Origin of the sequence: Aureimonas sp. AU4 (assembly GCF_001463765.1) — a bacterium.
Taxonomy (GTDB): Bacteria; Pseudomonadota; Alphaproteobacteria; order Rhizobiales; family Rhizobiaceae; genus Aureimonas.
Window position 1 is genome coordinate 35297 of record NZ_BBWK01000034.1, and the last position, 12245, is coordinate 47541.

General features: G+C 69.1%; 11 protein-coding genes. 6 read left to right on the top strand and 5 right to left on the bottom strand.

Features of this window, described 5'->3' with window-relative positions:
* Positions 1-190: 190 nt before the first annotated feature.
* The 3 genes from AUL35_RS11190 to AUL35_RS11200 all read left to right on the top strand — a co-directional run bounded on the left by AUL35_RS11190 (position 191) and on the right by AUL35_RS11200 (position 3398).
* Positions 191-1795, top strand: coding sequence for a bifunctional UDP-sugar hydrolase/5'-nucleotidase (locus AUL35_RS11190; RefSeq protein ID WP_062014795.1), 1605 nt, complete (start codon positions 191-193; stop codon positions 1793-1795).
* Between the two features lie 115 nt (positions 1796-1910).
* Positions 1911-2930 carry an SPFH domain-containing protein gene (locus tag AUL35_RS11195; RefSeq protein WP_062014797.1) on the top strand — a complete coding sequence of 340 codons (1020 nt, stop codon included), beginning with the start codon at positions 1911-1913 and terminating at the stop codon, positions 2928-2930.
* A 6-nt stretch (positions 2931-2936) separates the two neighbouring features.
* On the top strand, positions 2937-3398 hold the full coding sequence (locus AUL35_RS11200; RefSeq protein ID WP_062014799.1) for an NfeD family protein: 462 nt from the start codon (positions 2937-2939) through the stop codon (positions 3396-3398).
* A 65-nt stretch (positions 3399-3463) separates the two neighbouring features.
* Here the strand turns inward: AUL35_RS11200 and AUL35_RS11205 are convergent, their stop codons facing one another.
* The gene (locus AUL35_RS11205) at positions 3464-4708 is read right to left on the bottom strand and encodes an ROK family transcriptional regulator (protein WP_244493744.1); all 1245 of its coding nucleotides are present in this window, start codon (positions 4706-4708) and stop codon (positions 3464-3466) included.
* Between the two features lie 222 nt (positions 4709-4930).
* Here AUL35_RS11205 and AUL35_RS11210 point away from each other — a divergent pair, with 222 nt between their 5' ends.
* From AUL35_RS11210 to AUL35_RS11220, 3 genes are all read left to right on the top strand, one after another.
* Positions 4931-5962, top strand: coding sequence for a sugar ABC transporter substrate-binding protein (locus AUL35_RS11210; RefSeq protein ID WP_082666269.1), 1032 nt, complete (start codon positions 4931-4933; stop codon positions 5960-5962).
* 222 nt (positions 5963-6184) lie between these two features.
* A complete protein-coding gene (locus AUL35_RS11215; RefSeq protein ID WP_062014802.1) occupies positions 6185-7258 on the top strand; it encodes an ABC transporter permease in 1074 nt (357 codons plus the stop codon).
* On the top strand, positions 7258-8049 hold the full coding sequence (locus tag AUL35_RS11220; protein ID WP_062014804.1) for an ATP-binding cassette domain-containing protein: 792 nt from the start codon (positions 7258-7260) through the stop codon (positions 8047-8049). Before AUL35_RS11215 ends, AUL35_RS11220 begins: the two co-directional genes overlap by 1 nt.
* 54 nt (positions 8050-8103) lie before the next feature.
* Here the strand turns inward: AUL35_RS11220 and AUL35_RS11225 are convergent, their stop codons facing one another.
* The 4 genes from AUL35_RS11225 to AUL35_RS11240 are packed head-to-tail and all read right to left on the bottom strand — an operon-like array spanning position 8104 to position 12022.
* Entirely contained in the window at positions 8104-9150 is a 1047-nt protein-coding gene (locus tag AUL35_RS11225) for an ABC transporter ATP-binding protein (RefSeq protein ID WP_062014806.1), read from the bottom strand.
* Complete coding sequence (locus tag AUL35_RS11230) at positions 9143-10177, bottom strand: ABC transporter ATP-binding protein (protein WP_062014808.1); 1035 nt, start codon at positions 10175-10177, stop codon at positions 9143-9145. Before AUL35_RS11230 ends, AUL35_RS11225 begins: the two co-directional genes overlap by 8 nt.
* Before the next feature lie 4 nt (positions 10178-10181).
* A complete protein-coding gene (locus AUL35_RS11235) occupies positions 10182-11102 on the bottom strand; it encodes an ABC transporter permease (RefSeq protein WP_062014810.1) in 921 nt (306 codons plus the stop codon).
* On the bottom strand, positions 11099-12022 hold the full coding sequence (locus AUL35_RS11240; RefSeq protein WP_062014812.1) for an ABC transporter permease subunit: 924 nt from the start codon (positions 12020-12022) through the stop codon (positions 11099-11101). The genes AUL35_RS11235 and AUL35_RS11240 overlap by 4 nt, the downstream gene beginning before the upstream one ends.
* Positions 12023-12245: the final 223 nt, after the last annotated feature.

The following is a 12245-nucleotide window of genomic DNA, read 5'->3' on the forward strand; positions in this document are numbered from 1 at the left end:
CCTCTCCCGTTTTCCGAATGCGCCGACCGCATGCGGCGCGTCGCTTGTCGTGCCGGGTGTCCCGCATCGCCGGGTGCGGTGTCAAACGGACTTTACCGGCCGGCGGTAAGGTAGGCTGCGCTTCGCGGTTGCCAAACCAGCGGCGCGCCGACCACACTGCCCCCGCATTCACGAGAGGACACGACCTACGATGAAGCCCGCGATCCTCGGCCTTGCCGCCCTTCTGACCGGTGCGAGCCTGCCGGCCCACGCCTTCGACCTGACGATCCTTCACATCAACGACTTCCACTCGCGCATGGAGCCGATCGACAAGTACGACGGCCCCTGCTCGCAGAAGGCGGCGGACGAGAAGAGCTGCTTCGGTGGCATCGCGCGTATCGCGACCGCGATCGAGGCGGCGAAAGCCCGCGCGGGCAACAAGCCGACGCTCCTTCTCGATGCCGGCGACCAGAGCCAGGGCTCGCTGTTCTACACCTACTACCGGGACAAGGACTCGGCCGAGATGATGAACCGCCTCGGCTTCGAGGCGATGGCGGTGGGCAACCACGAGTTCGACGACGGCGTGCCCGTGATCCAGGCGTTTGCCAGCGCCGCCAAGTTTCCCATGCTGATGGCCAATGCCGACATGGCGCGCGAGCCGGCGCTGGCCGCGCTGGTGAAGCCCTCCACGATCATCGAGAAGGGCGGCGAGCGGATCGGCCTCATCGGCCTGACGCCGCGCGACAACCAGGAGCTGACGGCAGCCGGCAAGTCGATCGACTTCGGCGATCCGGTCGAGGCGGCCAAGCGCGAAGCGGCCAGCCTCACGGCGCAAGGGGTCAACAAGATCATCCTCGTCAGCCATTCCGGCTACGAGGTCGACAAGCGCCTCGCCGCCGAGGTGCCGGAGATCGACGTGATCGTGGGCGGCCACTCGCACACGCTTCTGTCCTCCACGGACCCGAAGGCCGCCGGCCCCTATCCGACGATGGTGAAGGGCGCGAGCGGCCGGGACGTCCCGATCGTCCAGGCCTACGCTTATTCCAAGTATCTCGGCGAGCTGCGCGTCTCCTTCGACGACGAGGGCCGCGTGACGAAGGCGGAAGGGGCGCCGGTCCTTCTCGATGCGTCGGTCGCCGAGGACGAGAGCATCAAGGCGCGGGTCGCCGAGCTCGCCAAGCCGCTGGAAGAGATCCGCTCCAAGGTCGTGGCCGAGGCCGCGAAGCCCATCGACGGCGCGCGAGAGCGCTGCCGCGTCGCGGAATGCGAAGGCGGCAACCTCGTCGCCGACGCGATCCTCGAGCGCACCAAGGACCAGGGCGTGACGATCGCCATGGGCAACGGCGGCAACATCCGCGCCTCGATCGATGCCGGCCCCGTCACCATGGGCGAGATCCTGACCGTCCTGCCCTTCCAGAACACGATCGCGACCTTCCAGCTGACGGGCGCCGATATCCGGGCGGCGCTCGAGAACGGCGTCAGCCAGGTCGAGGAAACGGCCGGCCGCTTCCCGCAGGTCGCCGGCCTCCAGTTCGACTGGTCGCGCAAGGGCCAGGCGGGCGTCAGCCGGATCAAGGCGGTGCGGGTGCGGAACGACGCCGGCGAGTGGGTGCCGATCGACCCGGCCGCGACCTATACGGTCGTGTCCAACAACTTCCTGCGCCAGGGCGGCGACGGCTACAAGGTCTTCGCCGAGAAGGCTGAGAATGCCTACGACTACGGCCCGAACATGGAGGACGTGGTGGTGGGCTACCTGCAGGCGCAGGGCGGCGCCTACGCACCGCACACGGATGGCCGCATCCGCGAGGTCGACTGAACCACCGCCCAATGCGCCCCGGCGGCCACGCGCCTTGCGTGTTCCCGGGGCGCATTTCCCGCAGCGATGGGATAGAAGCCCCCTGATCGGAACGAGCGGAAGGAAACGGGACGACATGCTGGAGACCATCGGCCTTGGCGGCATTCTCGTCGTCGTTCTCCTGTTCGTGGCGGTCGTGGTAGTCGCCTCGACGGTCAAGATCGTGCCGCAGGGCTACAACTACACGGTCGAGAACTTCGGGCGCTACGTGCGAACGCTGACGCCCGGCCTCAACCTGATCACGCCCTTCGTGGAGCGGATCGGGCACAAGATGAACATGATGGAGCAGGTGCTCGACGTGCCGACCCAGGAGGTCATCACACGCGACAACGCTTCCGTCGCCGCCGACGGCGTCGCCTTCTACCAGATCCTCGACGCGTCCAGCGCCGCCTACGAGGTGTCGAACCTCAAATACGCCGTCCTCAACCTCGTGATGACGAACCTTCGCTCGGTCATGGGCTCGATGGACCTCGACGACCTCCTGTCGAACCGCGACACGATCTCGGAGCGCATCCTGCGCGTGGTCGATCAGGCCGCGCACGGCTGGGGCATCAAGATCACGCGCATCGAGATCAAGGACATCAATCCCCCGAAGAACCTCGTGGACTCCATGGCGCGCCAGATGATGGCGGAGCGCGAGAAGCGCGCCGAGATCCTCGAGGCGGAGGGCAAGCGCAACGCCCAGATCCTGAAGGCGGAAGGTCAGAAGCAGGCGCAGATCCTCGAGGCCGAGGGCAAGCGCGAGGCGGCCTTCCGCGAGGCCGAGGCGCGCGAGCGGCTCGCCGAGGCCGAGGCCAAGGCGACGCGGCTCGTCTCGGAGGCGATCGCGAGCGGCGACGTCCAGGCCATCAACTACTTCGTCGCCCAGCGCTACACCGACGCGCTCGCGAAGATCGCGTCGGCGCCCAACCAGCGCGTCGTCCTGATGCCGCTGGAGGCCTCCTCCGTGATCGGCGCGATCGGCGGCATCGCCGAGATCGCGCGGGCGACCTTCCCCGAGGCGCCGGAGCGCACCTCGGCTCCTGTCAGCCCGCGGCCGGCGGCCTCGCCGGTCCCGCGCATGCCGAATTTCGCGGTGCCGCCGCAGGGAGACTGAGCCGCCATGGCCGAGTTCATGACGAGCACGGGCTGGTGGATCGCCGGGCTCCTGCTGCTCGGCGCCGAGGTCTTCGCGCCGGGCGTCTATCTCCTGTTCTTCGGCATCGCCGCCTTGGTGATCGGCCTCAACGCGCTGATCGTGCCGGACCTGTCCTGGCAGAGCCAGGTGATCGGCTTCGCCGTGGTCTCGGCCGCCGTCACGCTGGTCGGCCACCGCTGGTACGGACAGCGCCGCCCGGCGCGCGAGGGCGCCTCGCCGGAGCCGAACCGGGGCGCGGCACGCCTTGTCGGACGCCACGCCGTGGTCAGCGAGGCGATCCGCGGCGGGCGCGGCCGGGTCGCGATCGAGGACGGCTGGTGGATCGCGGAAGGGCCGGACCTGCCGGCCGGCACCGCCGTGCGCGTGACCGGTGCGGAAGGGTCGGTCCTGCGCGTCGCCCCGGAGCCGGGCGCCGGCGACGGCTGAACGCCCGGAGCCCGTCCGCTGAACCCCGGTTCACCGGACCGGCTCCAGCTTCTTGCTTTGTCGCGTTACCCGCGCTCGGTCAGGAGCACGCGATGGTCGAGCAGGAACTTGGCGAAGAAGGGCAGGCTCGCCGAGCCGACCTCGCGCGCCGAGCGCCCGATCGTGCCCTCCCGCACGCCGACCGGCGACAGGCCGCGCCGCTCCATTCCCTCCAGCGCTTGCGCGACCGCCTCGACGAGCCGGGCCCGCACGTTCGCGGGAAACGAGCCGTCGATCACGGCGTGCTCGAAGTCGTAGACGGCGGTGGCGGAGGTGACGGCCTCGGCGAGCCCTTGCGCGGCGGTGGCGATCCAGCCGTCGAGCGCGGGCCCGAGGCCTGACCAGTCCGCGTCGCGCCGCCAGAGGTCGACGCCCTCGCCGCCCTCGTCCTCCACCATGCGCTCCAGGACATGGATCGAGGCGGCGTGGATGAGCTGGACGCGGCCCTGCCCGCCCGGGCCCGCAACCGGCATGGAGCCGAGCGCCCCGGCATTGCCGAGCCGCCCCGCCACGAGGCTGCCGTCGATCACGATGCCTCCGCCGACGAACGCCCCGACGAAGAAATAGACGTAGTCGGCCGAGGGCTGCCGGCCGAAGGCCTGCTCGGCGCCGCAGGCGGCGGTCACGTCGTTGGCGAGGAAGACGGTCTCGCCCGTCAGCGCCGCGATCTCGGCCGCCGTGTCGAGGTCGCGCCACGCGTCCAGCTCCTCGACCGGCGCGCCGTTCGCTTCGACCCAGGACCAGAGCTCGAACGGCAGGCCGACGCCGAGGCCCGCGATGCGCGGGCGCAGCTTTGCGGGCAGCGTCGCGCGCAACTCGCCCGCCGCCTCCGCCACGAAGCGCAGGATGTCGTCGCGCCGCGGGTAGCGGTAGAGGATCGCCCGGCTCTCGCGCACGCTGCCCACGAAGTCCATGAGCACCATCTCGCTGGTGCGCCGCCCGAGCTTCAGGCCGAGCGAGAAGGCGCCGTCCGGGTCGAGGCGCATGGGAACCGAGGGCTGGCCGACGCGCCCGCGCCGCGGCTCGCCGGGCAGTACGAGCCCGTCGCGCTCGAGCTGGCGCATGATCACGGACGCGGTCTGCGGCGAGAGGCCCGAAAGGCGGGCGATCTCGCTCTTGGCCAGAGCCCCGTGCCGTCGAATCAGCGACAGGACCGCCCGTTCGTTGTGCGCGCGAAGGCTGGCCTGATTCGAGCCGCGCAGGGTGCCGTCCGCCCCTTCCAAAGGGCGCGGCAGCTCTATCTCCAAGGCGCGCAAGGCGTCCTCCGCCACGTGGTCCTCCCCGTCTCTTGCGGACGTCGTGGGGCAAGGGTTCGACCCTCCGGCATGAACTGTCAATAAATAAATCCTCGTGAGTTATCGATTGACAAGGGCTATCCCAGTTTGTCAGATCGCGTCGAAGGGTGCGGGCGAGGAGGTTCGCATCCAGCCGCACCGGGTGTCCTTCGCTTGCCGCGGGCCCCGCTCGGCTGTCTTCCGGGAGGATGTTCCATCGTGCAGCTTCGTCAGCTTCTCGCTTCCGCCGCGCTGGGCGCGCTGGGTCTCGCCGCCCTGGTCGCGCCGGCCGCGGCCCAGTCGCCGATCACGGTCTGCCTGATCACCAAGACCGACACCAACCCATTCTTCGTGAAGATGAAGGAAGGCGCCGAGGCGAAGGCCAAGGAGCTCGGCATCAAGCTGCAGAGCTATGCCGGCCGGGTCGACGGCGATTCCGACAGCCAGGTGCAGGCGATCGAGAGCTGCATCGCGGGCGGCGCCAAGGGCATCCTGATCGCGGCCTCCGACACCAAGGGCATCGTTCCGACCGTGCAGAAGGCGCGCGACGCCGGCCTCATCGTGATCGCGCTCGACACGCCGCTGGAGCCCCTCACCTCGGCCGACGCCACGTTCGCGACCGACAACTACGAGGCGGGAGTCCTGATCGGCCAGTGGGCCAAGGCCAAGATGGGCGCCGAGGCGGCCAACGCGAAGATCGCCTTCCTCGACCTCACCCCCCAGCAGCCCTCCGTCGCGGTCCTGCGCGACCAGGGCTTCATGGAGGGCTTCGGCATCGACGTGAAGAACAAGGACGTGGTGGGCGACGAGGACGACAAGCGCATCGTCGGGCACGACATCACCAACGGCAACGAGGAAGGCGGCCGCCAGGCCATGGAGAACCTTCTCCAGAAGGACCCCGGCATCAACCTCGTCTACACGATCAACGAGCCGGCCGCGGCCGGCGCCTACGAGGCGCTGAAGGGTCTCGGCCTCGGCGGCAAGGTGACGATCGTCTCGGTGGACGGCGGCTGCCCGGGCATCGCCAACGTCAAGGACGGCGTGATCGGCGCGACCTCGATGCAGTATCCGCTGAAGATGGCCTCGCAGGGCGTCGAGGCGGTGAAGCGCTTCGCCGAGTCGGGCGAGAAGCCGAAGGCGTCCGAGGGCCTCCAGATCACCAACACCGGCGTCGACCTCGTGACCGACCAGCCCGCCCAGGGCGTGAAGTCCATGGACTCGGCGGCGGCCGCCAAGGCCTGCTGGGGTTGAAGGATGTCCGCAGGGGTTTCACCCCTGCACTCCGACCAGGGAACATGATGTCCCCTGGACCCCTCTTCTCTTGAAGAGTGTTCGATCCGGGCGGGGGCCGACGACTCCCGCCCGGATCGAAGAGACCCATCAAAAGAAAAGAAGGGTCCGGGAAGTCCTTCCCGGATGGGGTCCGGGGCGATAGCCCCGCCGGAGCCCCGAGCACCAGGGAGGCTTCACGCCATGAGTGAGACGACCCGCAAGGGGAGCGACTTCGAGCAGGGGCTGGCGAACAGCGACACGCGGGTTGCGGACTTCTCCGCGCGCGGGCGCACGCCGCTCCAGCATCTCCAGCACTTCCTGCACGGCAACCCGACCATGGTGCCGGTGATCGTGCTGCTCTTCGGCATTCTGGTGTTCGGCCTCCTGATCGGCGGCCGGTTCTTCAACGCCTTCACGATGACGCTGATCCTTCAGCAGGTGGCGATCGTGGGCATCGTCGGCGTCGCGCAGACCCTGATCATTCTCACGGCCGGCATCGATCTCTCGGTCGGCGCCATCATGGTCTTGAGCTCGGTGATCATGGGCAACCTGGCCGTGGTGAACGGCGTGCCGGCGCCGCTGGCCCTCACGATCGGCCTCGCAGTCGGCACGCTCTGCGGCGCCATCAACGGCTTCCTCGTGGCGCGCGTGCGCCTGCCGCCCTTCATCGTGACGCTGGGCACCTGGTTCATCTTCGAGGCCGTCAACTTCATCTACACGCAGAACGCCACGATCCGCGCGCAGGACGTCGAGGCGGCCGCGCCCATGCTGCAGTTCCTGGGTAAGAGCTTCCAGATCGGCGGCGCGGTGTTCACCTACGCGGTGGTGGCGGCGCTCGGGCTCGTCGCGGTCTTCTACTACATCCTGAACTACACGGCCTGGGGACGGCATGTGTACGCGATCGGCGACGACGAAGACGCCGCGCGCCTGTCGGGCATCCGCTCCACCCGCGTCCTGACGTCGGTCTACGCGGTCTCGGGCCTCATCTGCGCCTTCGCCGGCTGGGCCCTGATCGGGCGCATCGGCTCGGTGTCGCCGACCTCGGGCACGGAGGCGAACATCCAGGCCATCACGGCCGTGGTGATCGGCGGCACCTCGCTCTTCGGCGGGCGTGGCTCGGTGCTCGGCACGATGGTCGGCGCGCTCATCGTCGGCGTCTTCGCCATGGGCCTGCGCATCTACGGGACCGACCCGCAGTGGACGCGCCTCGCGGTCGGCGCCCTCATCATCCTGGCGGTCGCGGCCGACCAGTGGATCCGGAAGGTCTCGGCGTAATGGCACATCTCGGCAATCAGCCCGTGCTGCAGGCACGGGGTCTTTCGAAGCGCTACGGCCGCGTGGTCGCGATCGACAACGCCGACTTCGACCTCTATCCCGGCGAAATCCTCGCCGTGATCGGCGACAACGGCGCGGGCAAGTCGACCTTGATCAAGGCCCTGTCGGGCGCCGTCACGCCGGACGCGGGCGAGATCAAGCTCGACGGGCAGGTCGCGAACTTCGCAAACCCGCAGGCCGCGCGCGACGCCGGCATCGAGACGGTGTACCAGCAGCTCGCGCTCTCGCCGGCTCTCTCGATCGCCGACAACATGTTCCTCGGCCGCGAGATGCGGCGCTCGGGGCCGCTCGGCACCTACCTGCGCATGCTCGACAAGCCCTCCATGCGCCGCATCGCGCGCGAGAAGCTGAACGAGCTCGGCCTCATGACCATCCAGAACATCGACCAGCCGGTGGAAACGCTGTCGGGCGGCCAGCGGCAGGGCGTGGCGGTGGCGCGAGCCGCCGCCTTCGGCTCCAAGGTGCTGATCCTCGACGAGCCGACGGCCGCGCTCGGCGTGAAGGAGTCGCGCAAAGTTCTCGACCTCATCCTCGAGGTACGCTCGCGCGGCCTGCCGATCGTGCTCATCTCGCACAACATGCCGCACGTCTTCGAGATCGCCGATCGCATCCACATCCACCGCCTGTCGAAGCGGCTCTGCGTGGTGGACCCGAAAAGCATCTCCATGTCGGACGCGGTCGCGCTGATGACCGGCGCCAAGACGCCCGAGGCCGAGATGATGGCGGCCTGAGACGACAGGGCCGAAATGCGAAAAGGGCCGGTCCAGGGACCGGCCCTTCTTCGTTCAGCCCGCCAGCGCTTCCAGCGCCGGAGCCTCCTTGGCCTTCATGCGCCGCGCCGCCTCTTCGCCCGCGAAGTGGCAGGCGGCCTCGTGGGCGGCCTCCACCGCGCGTAGCTGCGGCGGGTCCGTGGCGCAGATCTCTTCCGCGATCGGGCAGCGCGTGCGGAAGGCGCAGCCGGACGGCGGGTTCACCGGCGAGGGCGGATCGCCCTGGAGGACGGTTCGCTTGCGGGTGCGCGCGATGGCGGGGTCGGGAATGGGCGCCGCCGACAAGAGCGCACGGCTATAGGGATGGGCCGGCCGCTCGAACACGGCGGCACGCGGCCCCGTCTCCACCACGCGCCCGAGATACAGGACGAGGATGCGGTCGGAGACGAGGCGTACCACCGACAGGTCGTGGCTGATGAAGATCAGCGTCAGGCCGCGCCGCTCACGCAGATCGCGAAGGAGGTTCACGATCTGCGCCTGGATCGAGACGTCGAGCGCCGAGACCGGCTCGTCGCAGACGATGAGCTTGGGCTCGGTGACGATGGCGCGCGCGATGCCGATGCGCTGCGCCTGGCCGCCCGAGAACTCGTGCGGGTAGCGGTTGATCATCTCGCGCACGAGGCCGACCTCGGCCATGACCTTCTCGACGCGGGCGCGACGCTCGGTGCGGCTGAGGTTCGGCTCGGCGACGCGCAGGGGCTCGGCGATGATGTCGCCCACCGTCATGCGCGGGTCGAGCGAGGCGATCGGGTCCTGGAAGATGATCGACAGGTCTCGCCGCGCCCGGCGCATGTCGGCGGCCGAGAGCTCGGTCAGCTCGCGGCCCTGCCAGACGACCTTGCCTTCCGTCGGTTCGACGAGGCGCAGGATCGAGCGGCCGAGCGTGGACTTGCCGCAACCCGACTCGCCGACGACGCCGAGCGTCTCGCCCTCGCGCACCGAGAAGGAGACGTCGTTCACCGCCTTGAGGGTCTGGGTCTTGGAGAAAAGGCCCTTGCCGCGCAGCGTGAAGCGGGTCGACAGGTTCCGCACGTCGAGGATGGGCGTTCCGGTCTCAGACATGGGCGGGCGTCTCCTGCGATGCGGTTCCCCGGTCGGCCAGCGCGAAGGGGCGCCAGCAGGCAGCGCGGCGCGGCCCCGTGCCCTCGCGCGCGACGCGCTCCAGCGGCGGGCGCTCGGCGACGCAGCGCTCGACGGCGGCCCGGCAGCGCGGATGGAAGGCGCAGCCCTTCGGCGGATGGATGAGATTGGGCGGACGGCCCGGAATGGGCTCCACGGTTCCGGCGTCGCGGTCGACGCGCGGGATCGAGGCGAGAAGCGCGGCCGTATAAGGGTGCGCGGGCGCCTGGAAGACGTCGTCCACCGTCCCCTCCTCCACGACGCGCCCCGCATACATAACCGCGATGCGGGTCGCGACGCCCGCCACCACGCCGAGATCGTGCGTGATGAGGACGAGCGCCGTGCGCGAGCCTGCGGTCTGTTCGGCGAAGAGCTCGAGGATCTGCGCCTGGATCGTGACGTCGAGGGCCGTGGTCGGCTCGTCGGCGACGATGACCTTGGGCGCGCAGAGAAGCGCCATGGCGATCACGACGCGCTGCCGCATACCGCCCGAGAGCTCGTGCGGGTACTGCTCGATGCGCCGTTCGGCATCGGGGATGCCGACGCGCTTCAGCATGGCGAGGGCCTGGCCCTCCGCCTCGCGGCGGGGCACGCCCTTGTGCACCTCCAGCGTCTCGGCGAGCTGGCGGCGGATCTTCATGACGGGGTTGAGCGCCGTCATCGGGTCCTGGAACACCATGGCCATGTCGCGACCGCGATAGCGGTCGAGCTCATGGGACTTCAGCGCGAGAAGGTCCCGGCCCTCGAGGCGCGCCTCTCCTTCCGTGCGCCCGTTTCGCGCCAGAAGGCCGAAGACGCCGTTGAAGGTCTGCGACTTGCCGGAGCCCGACTCGCCCACGATCGCCAGCGTCTCGCCGGCATGGACCGCGAGATCGACGTCGCTGACGGCCTTCACCTCGCCGTCGGGCGTGGAGAAGCGCACGGAGTAGTTCGCCAGTTCGAGAACCGGCCTATCGGTCGTTTGGGTCATGGAATCAACGGTCCTTCGGGTCGAAGGCGTCGCGCAGGCCGTCGCCGATGAAGGCGAGCGACAGGAGAAGCGAGACGAGGACGCCGCCGGGGAACAGGAGGAGCCAGGGCATGATCTCGAGCGTGTCGGCCCCTTCCGAGATCAAGGTGCCGAGCGAGGTGAGCGGCTCCTGAACGCCGAAGCCGAGATAGGAGAGGAAGCTTTCCGTGGCGATGATCTCGGGGATCGTCAGCGATGCGAAGATCACGACGGGCCCGACGAGGTTCGGCACGATGTGGCGGCGGATGATCGCGAAGGTCGAGACGCCGGATGCCCGCGCGGCTTCGATGAACTCGCGCTCCTTGAGGCTCAGCGTCTGGCCGCGCACGATGCGCGCCATGGTCAGCCATTCCAGAAGGCCGATCGCGGCGAAGAGGAGGTAGACGTTGCGCCCGAAGATCACCATCAGGAGGATCACGAACAGGATGTAGGGCAGCGCGTACATCACATCGACGAAGCGCATCATGGCCGCATCGACGCGCCCGCCCACGAAGCCCGACACCGCGCCGTAGAGGATGCCGACGAGCACGGAGACGGTGGTGGCGATGAGGGCGACCAGCAGCGAGATTCGCGTGCCGTAGAGCGTGCGGGCGAGAAGGTCACGCCCGTTCTGGTCGGTGCCGAAATAGTGGCCGGTCTCGACGGAGGGCGGGGCGCGGAAGGCCGCCCAGTCCGGCGTCTCGTAGTCGAAGGGCACGAACCACGGACCGACGATCGCGGCGACCACGATCAGAAGGAAGACCGCCAGCGAGAGCATCGCGGCCTTGTTGCCGCGAAAGCGTCGGATGGCGTCGCGCGTCAGCGAGCGCGGCTTGCCGTGGATCGCCTCCGCCTCGTGATTGATGAAGGGTTCGAGCGCCTCGCGCTTGTCGACGTAAAGGGTCATCGCGCGCGCACCCGGGGGTCGAGCCAGGCATAGGCGAGGTCGACGAGAAGGTTCAGGACGACGATCAGCAGCATGTAGAAGACCACCGTTCCGAGCACCATGCCGTAGTCGCGGTTGAGGGCGGCCTGGATGAAGTAGCGCCCGATGCCGGGAATGCCGAAGATCTGCTCGATCACGATCGAGCCGGTGAGGAGATAGCCCGCGGCCGGGCCGAGATAGGAGATGACCGGGGTGAGCGCGGGCTTCAGCGCGTGACGCAGGATGGTGATGCGCGGCCCCACGCCCTTGGCCCGCGCCGTGCGGATGTAGTTGGAGTTCAGGACCTCGATCATCGAGCCGCGCATCAGGCGCGAGATGCGCCCCGCATGGGGAAAGGCCAGGACGAAGACCGGCAGGACGAGGTGGATGGGCGATCCGTCGCCCCAGCCGCCCACCGGAAGCCAGCCGAGGCGCACGCCGAAGATCAGCTGCAGGATCGGCGCGACCAGGAAGTTGGGCACCACGACGCCGATCATGATCACGGCGGCGATCAGGTAGTCGGCGCCCCGGTTCTGGTAGAGCGCGCCGTAGATGCCGGCGGCAAGGCCGACGACCACCGCGACCACGAAGGCGGAGCCGCCGAGGATCAGTGTGTAGGGCAGGCCGATCGCGATCTGCTGTCCGACCGAGAAGTCCTTGGTCACGAAGGACGGCCCGAGATCGCCCTGCAGGAGCCGCCCGAGATACAGGAGGTACTGCTGCACGAGCGGCAGGTCGAGATTGTAGTGGGCGCGCAGGTTGGCCAGGATCTCGGGGGGCAGTGCCCGCTCGGCGTCGAAGGGGCCGCCCGGCGCCAGCCGGAGGATGAAGAAGCAGGCGGTGATCGCAATCAGCACCACCGGGATCGCCGTCAGGAGACGGCGAAGGGCGAAGGACAGCATCGCTGTGATTGTTCCATTGGGCGTCGTGCGCGGGATCGCCGGGGATAGGACCCAAGCAGCGACGCATCGAAAACGGGGGCTCGCGGGCCGTCAGGGGCAACGGAGCCTGAAAGGAGATGCACGATCGGTGGAGCGCCGGCCTGGGCGGGCGGGCGGGAGCGCGACGCGGAAGGGCGGCGCGCCGCCTTCACGAACTCGGACAGGGGCGGCGTGCCGCCCCTGT

What these genes read in the sequence shown, in the direction of transcription:
- AUL35_RS11230 (WP_062014808.1), bottom strand. Translation starts at nt 10,177, where the DNA reads ATGACCCAAACGACCGATAGGCCGGTTCTCGAACTGGCGAACTACTCC.
- AUL35_RS11215 (WP_062014802.1), top strand. Translation starts at nt 6,185, where the DNA reads ATGAGTGAGACGACCCGCAAGGGGAGCGACTTCGAGCAGGGGCTGGCG.
- AUL35_RS11190 (WP_062014795.1), top strand. Translation starts at nt 191, where the DNA reads ATGAAGCCCGCGATCCTCGGCCTTGCCGCCCTTCTGACCGGTGCGAGC.
- AUL35_RS11235 (WP_062014810.1), bottom strand. Translation starts at nt 11,102, where the DNA reads ATGACCCTTTACGTCGACAAGCGCGAGGCGCTCGAACCCTTCATCAAT.
- AUL35_RS11220 (WP_062014804.1), top strand. Translation starts at nt 7,258, where the DNA reads ATGGCACATCTCGGCAATCAGCCCGTGCTGCAGGCACGGGGTCTTTCG.
- AUL35_RS11225 (WP_062014806.1), bottom strand. Translation starts at nt 9,150, where the DNA reads ATGTCTGAGACCGGAACGCCCATCCTCGACGTGCGGAACCTGTCGACC.
- AUL35_RS11240 (WP_062014812.1), bottom strand. Translation starts at nt 12,022, where the DNA reads ATGCTGTCCTTCGCCCTTCGCCGTCTCCTGACGGCGATCCCGGTGGTG.
- AUL35_RS11200 (WP_062014799.1), top strand. Translation starts at nt 2,937, where the DNA reads ATGGCCGAGTTCATGACGAGCACGGGCTGGTGGATCGCCGGGCTCCTG.
- AUL35_RS11195 (WP_062014797.1), top strand. Translation starts at nt 1,911, where the DNA reads ATGCTGGAGACCATCGGCCTTGGCGGCATTCTCGTCGTCGTTCTCCTG.